This window comes from Nocardia sp. NBC_00881 (genome assembly GCF_045207455.1).
In the GTDB taxonomy this organism is placed as follows: Bacteria; Actinomycetota; Actinomycetes; order Mycobacteriales; family Mycobacteriaceae; genus Nocardia.
In genome coordinates, this window is the sequence record NZ_CP108798.1 from 5,039,667 (window position 1) to 5,058,041 (window position 18,375).

Below are 18,375 nucleotides of genomic sequence, written 5' to 3' on the forward strand. Positions count from 1 at the left end.
ACGCTGCGGGCTCAGCTCTCACACCGACTCCCCCTCGGGCGCCTCCTCGAGCCCTGCGCCGCGGCGCAGGGACACCCGCCGCTCGGTGACGACAGGCTCCTCGGTCACGTCGAGTACGCCGAACTCCAGCAGCGAGTCGGCGGCGACGCTACGCGGCACGGTGGCGATACCCGCCCACCGGTCGTCGACGGCCCATCCACCTCCGATGCGTCGGGGGCCCTGCCGTGGCCGACAGGCACGCGGCTTGCGGGTACGGCGGTCGCGATTCATTGTGATTCCTCCGCGGCGAGACGTTCGACCACCGGCTGCAGATCGTCGGCGAGCAGAGACCGCAGGAAGACCGCGGCGACCCGGTGCTGCCGATCGAGAACGAGGGTGGTGGGGATGACACTGGTGGGGAAATTACCGCCGAGCGCGAGCAGCGTGCGCATAGACGGGTCATAGATGGACGGATAGCCGACCTTGTTGTCGACGACGAAGTCCTGGGCCTTGTCCTGTTGCGGGTCACGGACGTTGATGCCGAGATACGCGACACCCTTGTCCTTGGTCGCCTCATGGACCTTTTCCAGGGCGGGCGCCTCGGCGCGGCACGGACCGCACCACTGGCCCCACAGATTGAGCACAACGACTTTGCCCGCGTAGTCCTCGACCGAGGTGGTCTTGCCCGCGGTCATCAGATCGGGGCCGGCCAGCGAGCCGATGGTGCCGCGCGCAGCGGGCGGGTCGTAGACGATGTCGGTCTTGCCGCCGGGCGAGACGAACTCGAAGGTGCCGCCGGAAGCCACCGCGTCCGAACCGGTCGAACAGCCCGCGAGCGCGGCGATCAGCGCCACGCACGCCAGCAGAACCGGTATCACCCGCCGGGTCGGCGTCGTAGCCGTCGGCGGGGTGACAGACGAGGTGGACCGAGTCATGCGCCGTGTACCGAGGGGTCCGAGCCGCCCGCGGGCTCGGAGTAGACGATGTCCACGAGCGTGTCCCCCTGGTAGACCAGCGAGGTCAGCGAGGCGAGCGAACACTGCCGGAGCCGCGGGTCGTGCCACAGCCGCTGCCCTTGCAGGAACCGCCGCAATGTCCACACCGGCAACTGGTGCGATACCAGCACCGCCTCCCGCCCCGCCGCCTCGACCCGCGCCTTGTTCACCGCGGCCAGCATGCGGTGCGCGATCTGCAGGTACGGCTCGCCCCAGGAGGGGGTGAATGGGTCGCGCAGCTTCCACCAGTGCCGCGGTTTGCGCAACGCGCCGTCGCCCACCGAGACGCGCAGCCCCTCGAAGGTGTTGCCCGCCTCGACGAGGTTCTCGTCGGTCCGCACGATCAGGCGGTGCTGCGCGGCGATCGGCTCGGCGGTCTCCTGCGCCCGCTGCAGCGGAGAGGCGATCACCAGCGCGATGTCGTGATCGGCAAGCGCTCGCGCGACCGCACCGGCCTGCGCCCGGCCCGCCACCGAGAGGCTGAAGCCGGGTAGCCGCCCGTACAAGATCGCGTTCGGGTTGTGCACCTCGCCGTGCCGCAGCACGTGCACGATCGTTTCGACGGGCGCGGTACCGCCGTCGTGCACCCGGTCGCCGACCAGGGTGGCCGGGTTGTCGTCGGCCGAACCGGCCGCCGTGGACTCACCGCCCGCACCGGCGGCATCCGAATCGGCGGGCAGCCCACCCAACGGACCTGCGGTGGACTCGATGCCCGCGTCGGCGGTGCCCGGCTCGGCGGCGTCGGCGGTGGGGTTGGTCGGCCCGCGATGTTCGGCATCGGGCTGATCGCGATCGGAACTCACGCGCGGGATCCTTCAGGGGTGGCGGCCGCCGCCGCGTGTGCGGCGGCGGGCAAGGCGGCGGCGATACGGTCGAATGCGTTTTCGTCGAGCGCCGCGGAAACGAACCATGCCTCGAACGCGCTCGGCGGTGCATACACGCCGCCGTCGAGCAGAGCGTGGAAGAACGCTGGGTAGCGCCAAGTCTGGCTCGCCTTGGCGGCGGCATAGTCGGTGACCGGGCGTTCGGCGAAGAACACGCTCACCATATTGCCCGCGAACTGGACCTGATGCCCGACTCCCGCGCCGGTCAACGCCGCACGAAACAGACCGCCGAGCCGCTCGGCGTTGCGATCGAGCGCGGTGTAGACGTCATCGTCGGCAGCGCGGAGCGTGGCGAGGCCAGCGGCCACCGCGACGGGGTTACCGGAGAGTGTGCCCGCTTGGTAGACCGGGCCGAGCGGGGCGAGGTGATTCATGATCTCCGCGCACCCGCCGAACGCTGCGGCGGGCAGACCGCCGCTCATCACCTTGCCGAAGGTGTAGAGATCGCCCGCGACGCCCTCACGGCCGAACCAGCCCGCGCGTCCGACCCGGAAACCGGTCATCACCTCATCCATGACGAGCAGCGCACCGTGCTCTGCGGTGAGCGCCCGCAGGCCCGCGTTGAAACCGGGCAGCGGCGCGACCGCGCCCATGTTGCCCGCCGCGGCCTCGGTGATCACGCACGCGATCTCGCCGGGATTCGCGGCGAACGCAGCCGCTACTGCGTCGAGGTCGTTGTAGGGCAGCACGATGGTGTCGGCGGCCTGGGCACCCGTGACGCCGGGCGAAGTAGGCAGGCCGAGCGTGGCGACGCCGGAGCCCGCGTCGGCGAGCAGCGCGTCGACGTGACCGTGGTAGCAGCCGGCGAACTTGATGATCTTGGTGCGGCCGGTATAGCCGCGGGCGAGCCGGACCGCGCTCATGGTGGCCTCGGTGCCGGAGTTCACCAGGCGCACCCGGTCCACGGGCGCGACCCGCTCTACGATGGCCTCGGCGAGTTCGATCTCCGCCTCGGTCGGCGCGCCGAACGACAGTCCGTCGACCGCCGCGCGGCGTACCGCCTCGACGACCGCCGGGTGCGCGTGTCCGAGGATCATCGGCCCCCATGAGCAGACCAAGTCGACGTACTGGTTTCCGTCGGCGTCGACGAGTGTCGAACCGTGGGCGGAGGTGATGAATCGCGGTGTGCCGCCGACGGATCGGAATGCCCGCACCGGGGAGTTGACGCCACCCGGAATCACCGAACCGGCCCGGTCGAAGAGCTGAGCGGAAACCGGCACCGATGCACTGGTCACGCGCGGAGAAGAACTCACGTATTCCAGTCTCTCAGCCCGCTTGAAACGGTCCGACGACAGGGTGTAGTGGAGTGACTCAGGCCGCAGCCGGTCGGCAACACGCCGATGCGTTGTTTGCGCGGATATTGATCGCTGCGCGATTGCCGATGCGTAGTGTCGGGAACAAATCGTCTACCGGCTGGGAAGGTCTGCATGCGGATTGCCATCGTCAGCGCGACTGTGCTGACCGCTTTCACCGCGGCCGTCAGCGCGACCGCGACGCTAGGCGCCGGATCGGCCGCCGCGGCGGAACCGATCGGACAGATCGACCAAGGGCGGATCGGCCTACACCTGAACCACGAAGAGACCTCCATGCTGGCCGACGGGCCGATTCCCGCGGTAGTCACCATGATCGTCCCGCTCAGCCGGATCGGCGCGGGCCTGAAGAACGACACCGGTATCTACCGTGACGGGAACGGCGGGGTGCACGCCTCGCTGCGCCAAGTGGTGTCGGAGGCGGCGAGCCACCTGGACGGGACGGTCACCTTCTATCTGAATGCCCCGGGCACCCGCAACGGCCGCGTCATGGATATCTACCAGAACTGGAGCTGAGCGGGTGCCATGGACAGTCCGTCAGGTGTACATGCAGGGCGCCTGCGCTGAGATGGTGTGCAGGAAGCACATGAACGAGTTGTAGGGGCCCGCGGACCCCGATTCCGGCACGAAGATCGGCGCGTCGACGGCGGTCGCGTCCTCCAGCGGCAGACCCGGACTCGCGCCCGCAGGCGCTGCCCCGATCCCGAGGGCGGCGGCCACGGCAAACGCGGCACAGATCTTCACAGCGAACCGGTTCATCAAACACATTCCTTATCGATACGCGTTCCAACCGCGGCCGAAATGCTAACGACCGCAGAGAAATACCTGAAAATGCGCGCGGTCGGCGAGCTTGCCGCACCGACCAACGCATCGTGCAGCTGCACGGTAACCCAGGCGTGTGGCCCGAGACGATTCGACGGCGATAGCCTCGTTTAGGTGATGCCGACGCAGAACAGCGCGAATCCGGTGGTTACCAGGCACGCCAAGGGCTCGGGCAGCGCGTGCAGCAGCGGCGCAGGCGGGAACGTGGCTGTGAAGGCGGGCATCACCGGAACAGGCTGCGCCGGAGCGGAATCCGCAAAAGCGGCGGCCGGGACCGTCGAGGCCGTGCAGATCAGGCCCGCGGCCATCGCACCGAGAAGCGTTCGCAGGACTGTTGGCTTCATGAACTCGATGTTCCCGTGATCGGCGAGGCCAAACAGCCAGGCAAGCAGAATCGCCGCTCAGCGTCCGGCTCCAGCAAGTCCACGGATGCCACGGACGAGCCGGGCCGTCGCGTCGACCGCGAGCACCCCGGCCACCGCGAGGAGCACCGCGGCCAACAGCAGCGAGGGCGCGGCATAGCGGGTCGCGGTGAATCCCGGTGCGTCGCCGGACGGCCCGAAATCGGTGGTGCGAATACCGTTGCACCAGCTCAGCACCGCCCACATCAGCGCGAGCACGATCAGGCCCACTTCGACTATCACCGCGATGATCCAACGCCTCAATGGTCCGCTCCGTCCTCTTTCCGGTTCACGACCTCCGTCAACGCCGCTCGCAACGCCTTGTGATCCTTGGCCCACGCCTGCACCAGCGTGCCGTCGGCCATCCGCAGCCCGATGCCGGTGCGGCGGCGCGGCACGCCGGTCAGCTCACCGAGCGTCCTGGCCGATTCCCATTCGTTCGCGCCCGCGTCGCGCCAGGATTCCTCGTCGCACTCGGGGAAGACTTCGGCGATCGAGCTCAGCGGCAGCGATTCGGTACCCTCGCGCAGCGTCGTTCCGGTGAGTTGCACCCCGGCGTGCCGTTTACCCGCGATCACTTGCAGCACAACGAACCCCGCGATCAAGGCGGCACAGAAGAGGAGCGCGAACCAGTGCACGGTACTACCTGTGACGAGTTCGAGGACAAGAATGGCCAGGCACAGGATCGGCCCGTAGGACACCGCGCGCCAGCGGGCGCCCGGTTCGGCGAACAAGACGGTCGTATCGGTCACGCCGAGCCCACCACGGCGGCGGAAAACGACACGAGGGGAAGTGGAATCAGCGAGTCAGACCGGGCAGCAACAGCACGGCGACGGTGAGCACACCGAACAGGATCAGCAAGCTCAAGACGGCCAGGTCCCGCCGAATGCTGTGCGGCTGATGGATCACCACTCGCATCGTTGCCTCCGATTCTCCGGGGCCGGCCGCCCGATCCCGCACGCAAGCGCAAGAAAACGTATGACAGGCGACTACCGGTTCCCGTGTCCACTGTGACAACCCTCACGATACATGCCGACCGGTCCTTGACAAATTGAGAACCTGTTGCAACAGCGGTTCACCGTCGGCTTATTTGGAAATACGCGGTGGATTCGGGACGGTGGGAGAGATAGATCGCGCCGACACCGAGCACGCTCTGCACGATCGAGGCACCACCAGCCACCAGCGAGGCCGTTCCGTCCACCGCGCCGATCGCGAACAGCGCACCGATGCCGACCACCACGACCCACGCACCGAGGGCGGTCAACACAGTCCGCGCCCAGAGCTTGCCGCGCGCGAACTGATGCACGATCACCAGCGCCAGCGCGGCGACGCCGAGCCCGATCAGCACCACAACCACGTACACCATCGCCACCATCAGCTCGGCGGCGGCAATCGTGACCTGCGGGTCCTTCTCCCTGGCCTGGTCGAAGACCTCCCTGGCGAAGGTGTGCCGCTGGGGCAATGCGCCGATGATCGACGCGATCAGCTGCACGACGCCGAATCCGACTACACCCCACCACAATTGCCGCGCGGTACCGACATCCACCGGCATCGGGGCCTTGGTGGGTCGAGCACCGGGCGGTCCCGGCATGTTCGTCACGACAACCAGTGCGCGGCCTCGGTCGCCCAGTAGGTGAGCACAATGTCCGCGCCCGCCCTACGGATGCCCATCAGCGACTCGAGTACGGCGCCGCGGCGATCGATCCAGCCCCGCTCGGCGGCCGCTGTGATCATCGCGTACTCGCCGGAGATCTGGTAGGCGGCGACCGGGACCGTCGAGCGATCGGCCACGTCGCGCAAGATGTCCAGATACGACATGGCCGGCTTCACCATCACGATGTCCGCGCCCTCGGCCAGATCCAGCTCCAGCTCACGGATCGACTCGCGGCGATTGGCCGGGTCCTGCTGGTAGGTGCGCCGGTCGCCTTCCAGCGACGAGGCGACAGCCTCCCGGAACGGTCCGTAGAAAGCCGAGGCGTACTTCGCGGCGTAGGCCAGAACGCCGGTGTCGGTGCGGCCGACGGCGTCCAGTCCACGCCGGATCGCGCCGACCTGGCCGTCCATCATGCCGCTGGTGCCGAGCAGGTCGGCGCCGGCCTCGGCTTGGGCGAGGGCCATGTCGACGTAGCGGTGCAGCGTCGCGTCGTTGTCCACGGTGCCGTCGGCGGCAAGCACGCCGCAGTGGCCGTGATCGGTGAACTCGTCCAAACAGGTGTCGGCCATCACCACAGTCACATCACCGACCTCGTCGGCGAGCGCGCGCAGGCCGCGGTTGAGGATGCCGTGCGGATCGCTGGCCTGACTGCCGGTGGCGTCCTTGTCCTCCGGGTGCGGCACCCCGAACAGCATCAGCCCGCCGACGCCGGCCGTGACCGCCTCGACGGCGGCTTTGCGCAGCGAATCCAGCGAATGCTGCACGACCCCTGGCATGGAGCCGATCGCCCGCGGTTCCTCCAGGCCGTCGGCCACGAACATCGGCAACACCAATTGCCGTGGTTCTAGCGTTGTTTCGGCCACGAGACGACGTAACGCAGGGGTACGGCGCAACCGCCGCGGGCGGTCCATTCCGGTCATGAATCGCACGATACGCCCGGTCGGATCGGCTGTCGCGAGCACCCTTTGCCTGCCGCGCGGGCGCGCGAGGCGGCCCGAATCCGTGGTCCAGCGGCGCCGACATCGGCCGTAGAGAAGGCGGTCATCGAGATACCTGGCACGGTGTGCGAAATCACACCTGCCGCGGCACCCGAAGGCGCATACTCCGACTGAGGGCAAGACCCCACGGGGGACAGCATGACCGATCCGCACATCGATATCTCGCTGGCCAGAGCCGCCGACTTCGAGTCGTGGGCGGCGGTGCTGCTATCGGACTGGTGGCCGGTGCTGACCGGCGGCCTGCACCCGCCCGCCACCACACTGCGGGCCTGGCGGGCCGCCGATGGGACCGCGCAGGTCTTCCGGGTCGAGTTCGTCGCCCGGCAACTGGCCGCACCTCAGCTGATGCCTGCCGCGCATACCGCCTTCGGCATGCTCGGCATGGTCCCCGACGAATACGAGTGGGCGCGTAGCCGGGGCAGCCATCTGGTGGGCAAAACCGAGGACGCCGTCGTGCAACTGCGGTTCTCCGACACCGCGCAGACCGTTTTCGTGCGACTGCAGAGCGGGCCGTACCGGGTGGCCCCGGAGGCGGGCCGACGACTGCTCGCCGGGGCCGAGGCGAACCTGCCGTTCCCCAACACCAGCACCGGTCCACTGGACGTGCGGGTGGCCCGCAACAGCGCGCGGCATCTGCTCGCGGGACACGGCGCGCGGTACGCCACCCCGGCAAACCCTTTGCAACTCGGCCCGCCGGACCAGGTCGCCGACCTGGGCTGGGCCTTCATTTTTCCCTGGTCCACCACCTCCTGGTATATCGACGGCGCCGCGCCGGTGCTTCCGCCGGGCAGTCGAGGACCGATCGTGGTCGTCAAGGACTCCGGGCACACCTGGCTGCTGAACAGCCTGAACAGCTACAACGCGCAGCTGACCGCTTACGCTCGCGACCGCGGGTACCCGAACACCGTTCGGCATCCGAGATGACCGAGCGCGGGAGTTCCGACGGCGCCGCAACAAAGGGGGATGACATGTCCGAATCAACCGAGCCGCCCACCGACGTCGAACTCGCCGCCATGGAGCGGCGAGCCGAGGCGCTGTGGGACGCGGGCGATGCGGCTGGCGCCGAACTCTGGCTGCGCCGGGCCGCGACAGGCGGCAGCGCCGGCGCAATGGCGAAGCTTGGCACACTGTTGAGCACCGACGGGCGGATCGGCGAGGGGATCGACTGGCTGGAGACCGCCGCCGCGCGCGGCGACTCGATGGCCGGCCAGCAACTGGGCCTGCTGCATCTGGAGCGCGGAAATCTCGACGAGGCCGAGCGGTGGTTGCGCCCCGCCGCCGAGCACGGACTGCCCGAAGCACTGTGCAACATGGGGGTGCTGGCCAATCGCCGGGGCCGTAACGACGAGGCCGAGCGCTGGTATGAGCGGGCCGTGCGCGCCGGAAATCCCACGGCCATGCGCAGTCTCGGACTGCACCTGGCGCGCCGCGGCGCATTCGACCGCGCGATAGAGCTGCTCACCGAGGCCGCGCGCCGGGGAAGGGCCGATGCGATGGCGGTGCTCGGCGCTCTGCACCTCGACCAGGGTGATCAGCTCGCGGGTGAACGATGGCTGCGCAAAGGCGCCGCCGCGGGCGACCCGGACTCGATGTTCCATCTCGCGCTGTTCCTGCGCGAACAGAACACCGCCTACCTCGCGGGCGACCTCGCCGATCCCGTGGTGCTCCGCGCCGCCGCCGCGATCGCCACCGGCCGCACACCGGCGCAACAGGAGGCGAGGCAGTGGCTCGAACGCGCCGCCGCGCTCGGTCATCCCCAGTCGTTGCGGCTGCTGCACGACCTGTGACCGTGCGCCTCGTGCGTGAAAACCATTGTGGGACCCACAGTTTGTCGGTACCCCACGGTAGAATCGAAGATATGTTCGAGGGGCTCGCCGCCCCGATCCCCACAGGAGGGATGCCAGTGCGCACGCCGAAAACCGCTCTCATCGACCGCCCTTATACCCCGCTGGAAAAGCGTCCGCTGCCCGCAGGTCGTCCCCGCGCGTGGTATGTCGTGCACAACCGGCGCCTGAAGGCAATGCGACTCGCGATCGCCCTGCTCGACTCGGGCGTCTACGCCCCGAGTTACGCCACCAACAAGCGGATCCGGCACACCGCCGAGGTGATCGGCATCCGTCCGCCGTCGGAAGCCACCTGCACTATGGTTCGCACCTTGATGCGCAAGCGGCACTGATATTCGATGGGTGACGCTCGACGGCGCCTGCCACCTATCGCGGGGCAAGAGCCGCCGACCTGCGGTCGACGGCTCTTGCCCTGGGTCATGCCGGGCGCGCGGCCCCGATACACACTGCCTGATCGCAAGATCTGATCTGGGCCCGAACCATTCCACCGCCCGGTGGCGGGGCGACTCGTCCGAAACCGCGGATCAGCGGCTGCGGCGGCTCTTCTTGCGGGGCGGCGGCAGAAGGCCTTCGGCTCGGAGCCGGGCGGCGTGCTCGGCCAACGCCTCGACCAGGGGACCAACTTGGGCCACCTCGGGCTGCACATCGACACGCAGCCCGAACTCGATGGCGGTTTCGGCGGTCTTGGGGCCGATACACGCCACGATGGTGCGGGCATGCGGCTTGCCCGCGATACCGACCAGGTTGCGCACCGTGGAGGAGGAGGTGAACAGGACCGCGTCGAAGCCTCCGGTCTTGATCATCTCGCGGGTCTCCGCGGGCGGCGGCGATGCGCGCACCGTGCGGTAGGCCGTGACGTCGTCGATTTCCCAGCCGCGATCGCGCAGCCCTTCGGCCAGCGTCTCGGTGGCGATGTCCGCACGCGGCAGCAGCACCCGGTTGACCGGGTCGAAAATATCGTCGTAGGGCGGGAAGTCGGCGAGCAGGCCCTCGGAGGACTGCTCACCGCTGGGCACCAGCTCGGGGTTGATGCCGAACGAGCGCACTTTCTCCGCGGTGGCCTCGCCGACACAGGCGATCTTCACGCCGGAGAACGCCCGTGCGTCCAGGCCGAACTCGGCGAACTTCTCCCACACCGCGCGCACCGCGTTGGTGGAGGTGAACACCACCCACTGATAGCGTCCATCGACCAAGCCCTTGACCGCGCGTTCCATCTGCGCCGGGCTGCGCGGTGGCTCGACCGCGATCGTCGGTACCTCCATCGGGATGGCGCCGTGCGTGACCAACCGCTCGCTCATCTCGGCGGCCTGATCCTTGGTGCGCGGCACCAGCACAGTCCAGCCGTACAGTGCGCGCGACTCCCACCAAGACATCTTCGAACGCTGGGCGACCACCTTGCCGATGGTCACCACCAGCGGACCGACCAGCTCGGAGGCCGCGCTGTTCAGCGTGGCCAAGGTGGCCTCGATGGTGCGCTGCTGGCGGGTGGTACCCCGCACCGTCACCGCGACCGGGGTCTGCGGCGCCATGCCGTGCTCGACCAGTGCGCTCGCGGTTTCGGCCAGGTGCCCGGAAGTCGCGTGCAGCACGAGCGGACCGGGCGCGGTCGCGAGTGCGGCCCAATCGACCTCACCGCGCACGTCGGCCTCGGTGTGCCCGGAGCCGAGCGCGATGCCCGCGTAGCTGGGCACCGCCGAGCCGTTGGGCAGGCCGGGCAGCACCTCGAAGACCATGTGCGAACGGGTAACGGCATTGACCTCGGCGATCACCGAATCGGTGGTCAGCGGGTCGCCCGCGACCACCCGGACCACGTCATGCCCGCTGCGCGCCTCGGCAATCAGTGTCTTGGCCACTTCGGCGGGCTCGCCGAGCGCGGGCCGCACGTCCACCGGGCGCTCGCCGTCGAGGCCTGGCTCGACCGCGGTGCCGATCAGGGCGAGCACGCCCTTGTCGACGTCGGGGTCGGTAAACGCCAGCGTCGCCCGCCCGATCACTTCACGGGCCCGCACGGTGAGCAGCCCCGGGTCACCGGGACCCGATCCGACGAAGAGAATCCGACCAGGGTGTTTCTTGGTGGCTCGGCTCATGCCTGCACCTCGCTAACGCTCGGCTCCGGCATGCCCGAAGGCGCGGTGCCTATGATTCGCTCGCTCATTGGCTGTTCTCCATTGGGCTGGGATTGGGCAAGTCTGTGTCGGGCGAACTCACCGCCTGGGCGCGGGAACCGTCGTCCGGTTCGGTCGCGAGAAGCTCGCGCGCGCCCATGTCGAGCAGCTCGCGAGCCAGCGCACGGCCGAGCTCCGCCGCCTTCGTAGGGGCGCCGACCACCGACGCCCGCAACACATCGGACCCGTCGACGGCCGCCGCGCAGGCGCGCAGTGAAAGCTCGTCCACGATCCGTCCTTCGTCGTCGAGCGACTCGACGACCTCGGCGAGCGCGCCGATCGGCGCGGTGCAACCGGCCTCCAGCTCGGCGAGCAGCGCCCGTTCAGCGAGTACCGACGAGCGGGTGGCGGCGTCGTCCAAGCCGGTGAGAATCTCGATGAGCGCGTCGTCGTCGCTGCGGCATTCGACCGCAAGCGCGCCCTGGGCAGGGGCGGAAAGCATCTGCACCGGCTCCAGTGCCTCGGTGACCGCGTCCAGCCGGTCGATGCGGGCCAGTCCGGCCCTGGCCACCACGACAGCGTCCAACTCGCCCTCGATGACCTTCCGTAGCCGGGTGTCCAGGTTGCCACGCAGCGGGACGACGTCCAAGCCGAGGCCGAGTGCCCGCAGCTGCGCCGCGCGCCGCGGCGCGGAGGTTCCGACCTTGGCGCCCGCCGGCAATTCGCCGAGCACCAGTCCGTCGCGCGCCACCAGGGCGTCGCGCGGGTCCTCGCGGGGCGGGATGGCGGCGATGGTGAAGCGCGAATCCTGCGCGGTCGGCAGATCCTTATAGGAGTGCACCGCGATATCGATGGCACCGGCGGCAAGCTCGTCCCGCAGCGCGGAGGTGAACACTCCGACGCCGATCTTCTGCACCGGGTCCGCCGACAGATCACCGGCGGTCTTGATCACGACCAGCTCGGCCAGCTGACCCGCGGCGATCAGCGCGTCGCGCACCGTGCCCGCCTGGGTGAGAGCGAGCAGGCTTCCTCGGGTGCCGATCCGCCACGGCGCACGTGTGCTGCCTGCGGTCACGCTGCCCTCCTGCACCATCGTCATGCCGTTTGCCCCTGTTCCTCTCCGCGATGCCCGGCGGTGAAGTCGTCGGCCAAGGCGATCTCGCCGTCGGCCAGTGTGAGATCGGCGCCCTCGCCGGGGAGGGCGGTGATCTCCATCGGTGCGGCGACCGCCTGCGCGGCACCGGGTTTCAGTTCGAACAGTTCGCGCAGCGCCTCGGCATAACTGTCACCGCCCGGCGTGGACGCCAGTTGCTTGACCCGCACCGTCGGCGCGTGCAGTAGTTTGTCGACCACCCTGCGCACGGTGCGCGCGACCTCGTCACGCTCCGGATCCGCGAGGCCGGGCAGCCGCGAACCCAGTCGGAGCAGTTCGGCCTCGACCACCTCCGCGGCGCGCTGGCGCAGCGCGGCTACGGTCGGGGTGACCTCCGCCATTCGCTGTCCGGCAAGGTATTTGGCGAGCTCGTCGGCGACGATCGAGCGCGCGGCCGCCGTGTCGTCCGCGGCCGCGCCCGCCGCGGGATCACGCTGCAACGTCTCGATGTCGATGACTGTGACACCGGGCAGCCCGGCCACAGCATGCTCGACGTCGCGGGGCAGGCCCAGATCGCAGAACACCAAAGGCCGCTCGGCCGTCGCGAATTCATCGGCGCGCTCCCGCTCGGTGAGCGCACGGTGGGTGTCGGCCAACGTCACGACCGCGCCGACCGCGCCGGTACAGGTGACTACCACGTCGGCCGCGGCCATCGCCTCGGTGAGCCGGGACAGCTCCCGCGCATCGGCCTCGACGCCGTGCGTGGCCGCAGTCTCGGCCAGCCTGCGCGCCCGCTCGATGGTGCGGTTCACCACGATGATCCGGTCGATCTCTGCGCGCGAAAGATGCGCCACCGCAAGGCCGCCCATCGCGCCGGCGCCGACGACCACGGCGGTCCGTCCGGCCAGTGGGCCGAGCACGTGCTGCGCACGATCCAGCGCCACCGACACCACCGACGCGCCCGCGCGGTCGATCCCGGTCTCGGAGTGCACCCGCTTACCGACCCGCAGCGCGTGCTGGGACAGCTCGTGCAGGGTCCGCCCGACCGCCTGCTGGGCGTCGGCGGAGGCATAGGCGCCGCGGATCTGGCTGAGCACCTGCTGCTCGCCGACCACCATCGAGTCCAGGCCGCTGGCCACGGCGAACAGATGCTCGGCGGCCGCCTCGGAGTAGCGGACGTAGGCGTGCTTGGTCAGATCGGGCAGCGGCAGTCCGGAGTGCTTGGTCAGCAGGTCGCCGACGTCGGCGAGGCCACCGTGAAAGGCATCTACCACCGCGTAGACCTCGACCCGGTTGCACGTGGAGACGATCATCGCCTCGGAGATGTGGCTGGAGGCGAGCATGCGATCGATGAGCTTCGGTCGGTCCGTATCGGTGATCGCCACCTTCTCCAGCACCGCCACCGGCGCGCTGCGATGCGAGATGCCGACGAGCAGAACACTCATGCCTGTGCCTCGCTCTCGCCCGGCAGGGGCCTGCGCGGCGGCATTCTGTGCTGGTTGATTCGCTCGCTGCGCTCACTCATGGTGTGACCACCGATCCCTTGCTGCTTGGCTCCGTTGCCGTATGCGAGGTTGCCGTATGCGGGGTTGCCGAATGCTTGAGTCCCGGGTGCGTAGCCGCCGAATGCGGCGTCGGGAGCCGGTGCGCAATACGTCCGGAACCGGCATGCGCGACCTCGGGGAACGGGGCGGCGTCGGCATTGCGCACCCGTTCGAATGACAGCATCTGCATTTCGACGGCCAGATCCACCCGGCGGACTTCGACCGTCGCCGGCGCGACCAGCTCGCAGGGAGCGAAGCTCAGAATCGACTGCAACCCGGAGGCAACCAGCCGGTCGCACACGTCCTGAGCCGCGTCGTCGGGGACTGTGATGACCGCGATGGTCGGTTCCAGCGCGGCGACGGCCTCGGCCAGCGCGGCGACATCGCGCACCACCAGACCGGCGACCGACATGCCGATGACATCGGGGTGGTTGTCGAACATGCCGACCACGGTGAACCCGCGTCGCTGAAACCCGCGGTAGCCGACCAGGGCTCGCCCCAAGTTCCCCGCGCCGACGAGCACGACACGGTGGCCCTGCGACAGGCCGAGCACGTCCTCGATCCTCGACCGCAGCTTGGCCACGTCATAGCCGACACCACGCACGCCGTTGGGCCCGAGGAACGACAGATCCTTGCGCAACTTGGCCGAATTGACACCCGCCGCGACAGCCAGTTCCTCACTCGATACGATGGCCACACCGTCGTCGGCCAACAAGGCGAGGACCCGAAGATAGGTGGCCAGCCGCGCGACGGTGGCCTGCGGGATGTCCTTCTGCAGAGCCCTGCCGGAGACGCCGCTCGGCGCCTCATGCTGCTCTGTCACGTCGTCGGCTCCTCGTTCCGGCCCATCGGGCGCCGGTTCGTCGCTCGACCTCTGGCCCAGGACGGTCCGGTGCCACGGTCGAATTTTCGGATTTCAGGGCGGCTCCGCAGCCTCGGCATGCGGGTCGCGTGCCACCACCGTAACTGCTTGTGAAGCCCTGCACAAAGTCGGTGAAATTGACCTCATTTTCCGCCGCGACCAGCACAACGGCCGGAACGGCGGCAAACGGCGCCGCTCAGTGCTTCAGGTCCGCCCGTAATCGGGCCTCGTCTACATCGAAATAGCTGTGCTCTCGGCCGTCCAGCAGTACGACAGGAAGCCGGTCTCCGTACTCCGCGCGCAGGCCAGGGTCGCTTGCGGCGGCTTCGTCGACGTCCACGGTCCGCGGTTCGATGTCGAATTCGGCGCAGATCGCACGCAGCTGTTCCAGTGCGAGCACGCACAGACCGCAGCCCACTCTGGTCAGCAACGTCACCGAATGTGTGGGATTGGTCATGCGGAGTATTAAATCGGGCGCCCCACACACCTCCAAGACGACGTACGCGCTTCGCGATTGTGTCGCACGCTGCCTGCGGTGCAATGCGGGAGCTCCCGCACCCCGAAGGCAACGTACGCGCTACGCGATTGTGTCGCACGCTGCCTTCTGCCGTGACTGTCGGCCGATCCGGTTACTGTTGACGTGATTCGCGCGACGGGCGGAGGTACTGGTGCCGGAACGATCGAGGGTGGCAAAAGCCGGATTCATCGCTGGACGGTTCGGTGAGTTTCCAGCACGGTGGAATCTGAGTCAGGTGGGCCAAGGTCTCCAGGGTCTGCAGGATCAGCTCGCCCGTATCTCGCGTAGCCCCTTCGGCCCGAGCGAAGAGGAATTGCGCGCGAACCTGGCCGGCGAGGCGAGCGCGGACGCCGCACTGACACTGCACGACGCGGAACTGGCCGCCGGCGAGGCGGAGACGGTCGGCCCCGAGGTGCCGCGCGATCTGACCGCGGCGGCATTCTTCGATGTCGACAACACCATGGTGCAGGGCGCGTCCATCGTGCATTTCGCCCGCGGCCTCGCCGCGCGCAAGTACTTCAAGACCTCCGACCTGGTGGACGTTGCCTGGAAACAGGTGAAGTTCCGGATCACCGGCAAGGAAAGCAGCACCGACATGGTCAGCGGCAAGGAGAAGGCGCTGGCGTTCATCGCCGGGCGTCCGACCGCCGAACTGGCCACGCTCGGCGAGGAGATCTACGACGAGATCATCGCCGACAAGATCTGGCCCGGCACCCGCGCGCTCGCGCAGATGCATCTGGACGCGGGCCAGCAGGTGTGGCTGGTGACCGCGACGCCGGTCGAGCTGGCGCAGGTGATCGCGAAGCGGCTCGGGCTCACCGGCGCGCTGGGCACAGTCGCCGAAAGCGTGGACGGGAAGTTCACCGGGCGCTTGGTCGGCGACATCCTGCACGGCCTCGGCAAGGCGCATGCGGTGCGCACGCTGGCGATTCGCGAGGGCCTGAACCTCAAGCGGTGCACCGCCTACTCCGACAGCCACAACGACGTGCCGATGCTCTCGCTGGTCGGCACCGCGGTGGCGATCAACCCGGATTCTGATCTGCGCGAGGTGGCCAAGAACCGGGGCTGGGAGATCCGGGACTTCCGCACCGGGCGCAAAGCCGCCAAGATCGGTGTACCGACCGCCCTCGCCCTCGGCGCGGCGGGCGGCGCCGTCGCCGCGGCGGTGACCCGCCACCGCGACAGCCATTAGCCAGCGCCAGGCGACCCCGCGAAGCGAGACCAAGCATTCCTTGCGCGCCGCAGGCGCGGCAAATCGAACTCAGCCCAGGAATATATTGCGGCGCTTGGTGAGCAGCTTGTACAGCGTCTGCTGGATGGTCTCGCGCACCTGGTCGGTGACCTCGAACATAGTCATCGGGTCGTCGGCTGCTTCGGGCTCGTAGCCGGTGGTCGGGATCGGGGCGCCGAACTCGATATACCACTTCGACGGCAGCGGCACGGCGCCGAGCAGGCCGAGGTGTGGGAACAGCGGAGTCACCGGGAAGTACGGCAGGCCGAGCAGCCGGGCCAGCGGCTTGAGATCGGCCAGCTTCGGGTAGATCTCCTCGGAACCGACGATGGAGCACGGGATGATCGGCACACCGGTGCGCACCGCCGCGGCGACGAAACCGCCGCGGCCGAAGCGCTGCAGTTTATAACGGTCGGCGAACTGCTTGCCGACGCCTTTGAAGCCCTCCGGGAAAACGCCGGTCAGCTCACCGGAGCGCAACAGCCGCTCGGCATCCTCGCGGCAGGCCAGCGTGTGTCCAGCCTTGCGGGCGAGCGCGCCGAGCACCGGCATCTCGAAGATCAGGTCGGCGGCGAGTAGGCGTAACGCGCGCTGTTTCGGGTGCCGGTCGTGTACGGCCAGCTGCAGCATCAGGCCGTCCAGCGGCACGGTGCCCGCGTGGTTGGCCACAATCAGCGCGCCGCCCGCCTCCGGGATGTTCTCCATCCCGCTGACCTCCGCTCGGAACCACAGTTCCGACAGTGGGCGCAGTGCGGGCAGAACGACCGACTCGAGTAGGTGCTCGTCGAAGCCGAACTCGTCGACCTGGTAGTCGCCTGCCAGCCTGCGGCGTGCGAATTCGGCGGTCTTGCCGATCTGCCTGCCGAGCGCGCCGCGGACCAGCCCCGACAGCGACTGCGCCGGCGGTGGCGAGCCGGCGGCGAGACGCTCCGTCAGCGACGTCACGGGGCTCCGCGCGGGCATGCCTGCCGAGGTCTCCGGCCAGCGTCGCGGGATCGGCCGCTGGCGCGCCTCGAACTGGAGGTCGTGCAGTGGAATGACCTTCGCTACGTCGTTCATTGCTGTGCTCCCGTACCGGCCCCGAGCAGGCCGAGCAGTTTGTTTTCTGCGGCGTCGATCCATGCCGGATCGACCACGGGCCGCAACGCTGCGCCCCCGATGAAGTCGTCGAACGCCTGGACCGTCGTCCAGCGCGGCACGAACCCGAGTTCGGCGCGCATGCGCGTGGTGTCCAGACCGCAACCGAAATGGAAATAGTCGAGCTGCTCGCCGGAGAAATCGCGCATCACGGGGCCCATCAGCAGCCGCCCCGCGGTGCGGAACACGGTGAACGGCACGGGCAGCTCGACCCGGCCCGCCCGCCGAACCGCCTGTGACAACGACAGCGCACCGTCGCCCGCGATGTTGTAGGTGCCGCTCTGCGTAGTGCGCGCCGCGAGGGTCAGCGCGGCGACCGCGTCCCCCTCGTGCAACAGCTGCATCCTGGCATCTCGGCCGAAAACGGTCGGTGTGACCGGCGAACGCAGATATTGCACCCCACGACCGGCCAGCCGCGGACCCACGATCGGCGCGAATCGCAGAATAGCCGTGGCGATATCCGGGCGGCGGCGCGCCAGCCCGCGCACGAAACCTTCGATTTCGATCATGTCGCGCGCAAACCCACCGCGCGGGGGCGTCCGCGCGCTCATTTCCTCGCTGAATTTCGCGGGATCCTTCGCGCTGCAACCGTACACCGCCGACGAGGACCGCAGCACAACCCGGCGCACCGACGGCGCCTTCTGGCACACCGCGAACAGCTGCATGGCGCCGAGGACGTTGAGATCCTTCATCACCGCGCGGCTGCCGCCACCCGGTGGCCGCGCCAGCACCGCGGCGTGTACCACGGTGTCCACCGCCCCACCATCGATCACCTTACGGATCAAGGGATTTCGAATGTCCGCACGGACGAATTCGGCGCGGCCCATGCGGCGCTGAAGCTCACGACCGGGGGTCATCGTATCGACGGCCAGGATGCGCTCGATGCTGGGATCCTGAGCGAGCTGGGCGACGACGTTACCGCCGAAGAACCGGCTGGCCCCGGTGACCAGCACGACCTTCGGCGTCTGTTCGTCCCGCACGTCAGAACCCACCGGCACC

22 protein-coding genes are annotated in these 18,375 nt (G+C 68.8%); 5 read left to right on the top strand and 17 right to left on the bottom strand.

Translation table 11 applies throughout. The features are described 5' to 3' along the window. Nucleotides 1-18: 18 nt before the first annotated feature. From OH799_RS21260 to hemL, 4 genes are all read right to left on the bottom strand, one after another. A complete protein-coding gene (locus OH799_RS21260; RefSeq protein WP_357260139.1) occupies nt 19-270 on the bottom strand; it encodes a hypothetical protein in 252 nt (83 codons plus the stop codon). Further along, nucleotides 267-914 carry a TlpA disulfide reductase family protein gene (locus tag OH799_RS21265; RefSeq protein ID WP_406266832.1) on the bottom strand — a complete coding sequence of 216 codons (648 nt, stop codon included), beginning with the start codon at nt 912-914 and terminating at the stop codon, nt 267-269. Before OH799_RS21265 ends, OH799_RS21260 begins: the two co-directional genes overlap by 4 nt. Continuing rightward, the gene (locus OH799_RS21270) at nt 911-1,561 is read right to left on the bottom strand and encodes a histidine phosphatase family protein (protein ID WP_357260453.1); all 651 of its coding nucleotides are present in this window, start codon (nt 1,559-1,561) and stop codon (nt 911-913) included. The genes OH799_RS21265 and OH799_RS21270 overlap by 4 nt, the downstream gene beginning before the upstream one ends. A gap of 212 nt (nt 1,562-1,773) precedes the next feature. Next, nucleotides 1,774-3,093 (bottom strand): glutamate-1-semialdehyde 2,1-aminomutase, encoded by a 1,320-nt coding sequence (hemL, locus tag OH799_RS21275; RefSeq protein WP_406266835.1) that lies wholly within the window; start codon nt 3,091-3,093, stop codon nt 1,774-1,776. A gap of 192 nt (nt 3,094-3,285) precedes the next feature. Between hemL and OH799_RS21280 the strand changes: the two genes are divergently transcribed. Then, complete coding sequence (locus OH799_RS21280) at nt 3,286-3,684, top strand: hypothetical protein (protein ID WP_406266838.1); 399 nt, start codon at nt 3,286-3,288, stop codon at nt 3,682-3,684. Nucleotides 3,685-3,705: 21 nt separating this feature from the next. On the opposite strand, the gene OH799_RS21285 is transcribed toward OH799_RS21280, so the two are convergent. The 6 genes from OH799_RS21285 to hemB all read right to left on the bottom strand — a co-directional run bounded on the left by OH799_RS21285 (nt 3,706) and on the right by hemB (nt 6,965). Continuing rightward, nucleotides 3,706-3,927 carry a hypothetical protein gene (locus tag OH799_RS21285; RefSeq protein ID WP_406266841.1) on the bottom strand — a complete coding sequence of 74 codons (222 nt, stop codon included), beginning with the start codon at nt 3,925-3,927 and terminating at the stop codon, nt 3,706-3,708. 173 nt (nt 3,928-4,100) lie between these two features. Next, nucleotides 4,101-4,334, bottom strand: coding sequence for a hypothetical protein (locus OH799_RS21290; RefSeq protein ID WP_406266844.1), 234 nt, complete (start codon nt 4,332-4,334; stop codon nt 4,101-4,103). Nucleotides 4,335-4,391: 57 nt separating this feature from the next. Continuing rightward, the gene (locus OH799_RS21295; protein ID WP_406266847.1) at nt 4,392-4,655 is read right to left on the bottom strand and encodes a hypothetical protein; all 264 of its coding nucleotides are present in this window, start codon (nt 4,653-4,655) and stop codon (nt 4,392-4,394) included. Continuing rightward, nucleotides 4,652-5,143 carry a hypothetical protein gene (locus tag OH799_RS21300; RefSeq protein WP_406266850.1) on the bottom strand — a complete coding sequence of 164 codons (492 nt, stop codon included), beginning with the start codon at nt 5,141-5,143 and terminating at the stop codon, nt 4,652-4,654. The genes OH799_RS21295 and OH799_RS21300 overlap by 4 nt, the downstream gene beginning before the upstream one ends. A 323-nt stretch (nt 5,144-5,466) precedes the next feature. Beyond that, nucleotides 5,467-5,982, bottom strand: coding sequence for a hypothetical protein (locus OH799_RS21305; RefSeq protein ID WP_406282334.1), 516 nt, complete (start codon nt 5,980-5,982; stop codon nt 5,467-5,469). A gap of 5 nt (nt 5,983-5,987) precedes the next feature. Then, nucleotides 5,988-6,965 carry a porphobilinogen synthase gene (gene hemB / locus OH799_RS21310; RefSeq protein WP_406266853.1) on the bottom strand — a complete coding sequence of 326 codons (978 nt, stop codon included), beginning with the start codon at nt 6,963-6,965 and terminating at the stop codon, nt 5,988-5,990. 216 nt (nt 6,966-7,181) lie between these two features. Between hemB and OH799_RS21315 the strand changes: the two genes are divergently transcribed. From OH799_RS21315 to OH799_RS21325, 3 genes are all read left to right on the top strand, one after another. Next, on the top strand, nt 7,182-7,967 hold the full coding sequence (locus tag OH799_RS21315) for a hypothetical protein (protein WP_406266856.1): 786 nt from the start codon (nt 7,182-7,184) through the stop codon (nt 7,965-7,967). A gap of 44 nt (nt 7,968-8,011) precedes the next feature. Beyond that, the gene (locus tag OH799_RS21320) at nt 8,012-8,830 is read left to right on the top strand and encodes a tetratricopeptide repeat protein (protein WP_406266859.1); all 819 of its coding nucleotides are present in this window, start codon (nt 8,012-8,014) and stop codon (nt 8,828-8,830) included. A gap of 71 nt (nt 8,831-8,901) precedes the next feature. Further along, nucleotides 8,902-9,219 carry a hypothetical protein gene (locus OH799_RS21325; protein WP_357260107.1) on the top strand — a complete coding sequence of 106 codons (318 nt, stop codon included), beginning with the start codon at nt 8,902-8,904 and terminating at the stop codon, nt 9,217-9,219. A 192-nt stretch (nt 9,220-9,411) separates the two neighbouring features. On the opposite strand, the gene OH799_RS21330 is transcribed toward OH799_RS21325, so the two are convergent. From OH799_RS21330 to OH799_RS21350, 5 genes are all read right to left on the bottom strand, one after another. Further along, nucleotides 9,412-10,974, bottom strand: coding sequence for a uroporphyrinogen-III synthase (locus OH799_RS21330; RefSeq protein ID WP_406266862.1), 1,563 nt, complete (start codon nt 10,972-10,974; stop codon nt 9,412-9,414). Nucleotides 10,975-11,038: 64 nt separating this feature from the next. Then, nucleotides 11,039-12,091, bottom strand: coding sequence for a hydroxymethylbilane synthase (hemC, locus tag OH799_RS21335; RefSeq protein WP_406266865.1), 1,053 nt, complete (start codon nt 12,089-12,091; stop codon nt 11,039-11,041). Then, complete coding sequence (locus OH799_RS21340) at nt 12,088-13,530, bottom strand: glutamyl-tRNA reductase (RefSeq protein ID WP_406266868.1); 1,443 nt, start codon at nt 13,528-13,530, stop codon at nt 12,088-12,090. The genes hemC and OH799_RS21340 overlap by 4 nt, the downstream gene beginning before the upstream one ends. Nucleotides 13,531-13,606: 76 nt before the next feature. Then, nucleotides 13,607-14,452 (bottom strand): redox-sensing transcriptional repressor Rex, encoded by an 846-nt coding sequence (locus tag OH799_RS21345; RefSeq protein WP_406266870.1) that lies wholly within the window; start codon nt 14,450-14,452, stop codon nt 13,607-13,609. Nucleotides 14,453-14,687: 235 nt separating this feature from the next. Then, nucleotides 14,688-14,948 (bottom strand): glutaredoxin family protein, encoded by a 261-nt coding sequence (locus OH799_RS21350; RefSeq protein ID WP_406266873.1) that lies wholly within the window; start codon nt 14,946-14,948, stop codon nt 14,688-14,690. 229 nt (nt 14,949-15,177) lie between these two features. Here OH799_RS21350 and OH799_RS21355 point away from each other — a divergent pair, with 229 nt between their 5' ends. Then, entirely contained in the window at nt 15,178-16,200 is a 1,023-nt protein-coding gene (locus OH799_RS21355) for an HAD family hydrolase (RefSeq protein WP_406282337.1), read from the top strand. Between the two features lie 69 nt (nt 16,201-16,269). On the opposite strand, the gene OH799_RS21360 is transcribed toward OH799_RS21355, so the two are convergent. Next, nucleotides 16,270-17,298, bottom strand: coding sequence for a lysophospholipid acyltransferase family protein (locus OH799_RS21360; protein ID WP_406266876.1), 1,029 nt, complete (start codon nt 17,296-17,298; stop codon nt 16,270-16,272). Then, nucleotides 17,295-18,368 (bottom strand): NAD-dependent epimerase/dehydratase family protein, encoded by a 1,074-nt coding sequence (locus tag OH799_RS21365; RefSeq protein ID WP_406282340.1) that lies wholly within the window; start codon nt 18,366-18,368, stop codon nt 17,295-17,297. The genes OH799_RS21360 and OH799_RS21365 overlap by 4 nt, the downstream gene beginning before the upstream one ends. Nucleotides 18,369-18,375: the final 7 nt, after the last annotated feature.

What these genes read in the sequence shown, in the direction of transcription:
- hemC (WP_406266865.1), bottom strand. Translation starts at nt 12,091, where the DNA reads ATGACGATGGTGCAGGAGGGCAGCGTGACCGCAGGCAGCACACGTGCG.
- OH799_RS21260 (WP_357260139.1), bottom strand. Translation starts at nt 270, where the DNA reads ATGAATCGCGACCGCCGTACCCGCAAGCCGCGTGCCTGTCGGCCACGG.
- OH799_RS21290 (WP_406266844.1), bottom strand. Translation starts at nt 4,334, where the DNA reads ATGAAGCCAACAGTCCTGCGAACGCTTCTCGGTGCGATGGCCGCGGGC.
- OH799_RS21320 (WP_406266859.1), top strand. Translation starts at nt 8,012, where the DNA reads ATGTCCGAATCAACCGAGCCGCCCACCGACGTCGAACTCGCCGCCATG.
- OH799_RS21325 (WP_357260107.1), top strand. Translation starts at nt 8,902, where the DNA reads ATGTTCGAGGGGCTCGCCGCCCCGATCCCCACAGGAGGGATGCCAGTG.
- hemB (WP_406266853.1), bottom strand. Translation starts at nt 6,965, where the DNA reads ATGACCGGAATGGACCGCCCGCGGCGGTTGCGCCGTACCCCTGCGTTA.
- OH799_RS21360 (WP_406266876.1), bottom strand. Translation starts at nt 17,298, where the DNA reads ATGAACGACGTAGCGAAGGTCATTCCACTGCACGACCTCCAGTTCGAG.
- OH799_RS21340 (WP_406266868.1), bottom strand. Translation starts at nt 13,530, where the DNA reads ATGAGTGTTCTGCTCGTCGGCATCTCGCATCGCAGCGCGCCGGTGGCG.
- OH799_RS21265 (WP_406266832.1), bottom strand. Translation starts at nt 914, where the DNA reads ATGACTCGGTCCACCTCGTCTGTCACCCCGCCGACGGCTACGACGCCG.
- OH799_RS21350 (WP_406266873.1), bottom strand. Translation starts at nt 14,948, where the DNA reads ATGACCAATCCCACACATTCGGTGACGTTGCTGACCAGAGTGGGCTGC.
- OH799_RS21315 (WP_406266856.1), top strand. Translation starts at nt 7,182, where the DNA reads ATGACCGATCCGCACATCGATATCTCGCTGGCCAGAGCCGCCGACTTC.
- OH799_RS21280 (WP_406266838.1), top strand. Translation starts at nt 3,286, where the DNA reads ATGCGGATTGCCATCGTCAGCGCGACTGTGCTGACCGCTTTCACCGCG.
- OH799_RS21330 (WP_406266862.1), bottom strand. Translation starts at nt 10,974, where the DNA reads ATGAGCCGAGCCACCAAGAAACACCCTGGTCGGATTCTCTTCGTCGGA.
- OH799_RS21305 (WP_406282334.1), bottom strand. Translation starts at nt 5,982, where the DNA reads ATGCCGGGACCGCCCGGTGCTCGACCCACCAAGGCCCCGATGCCGGTG.
- OH799_RS21285 (WP_406266841.1), bottom strand. Translation starts at nt 3,927, where the DNA reads ATGAACCGGTTCGCTGTGAAGATCTGTGCCGCGTTTGCCGTGGCCGCC.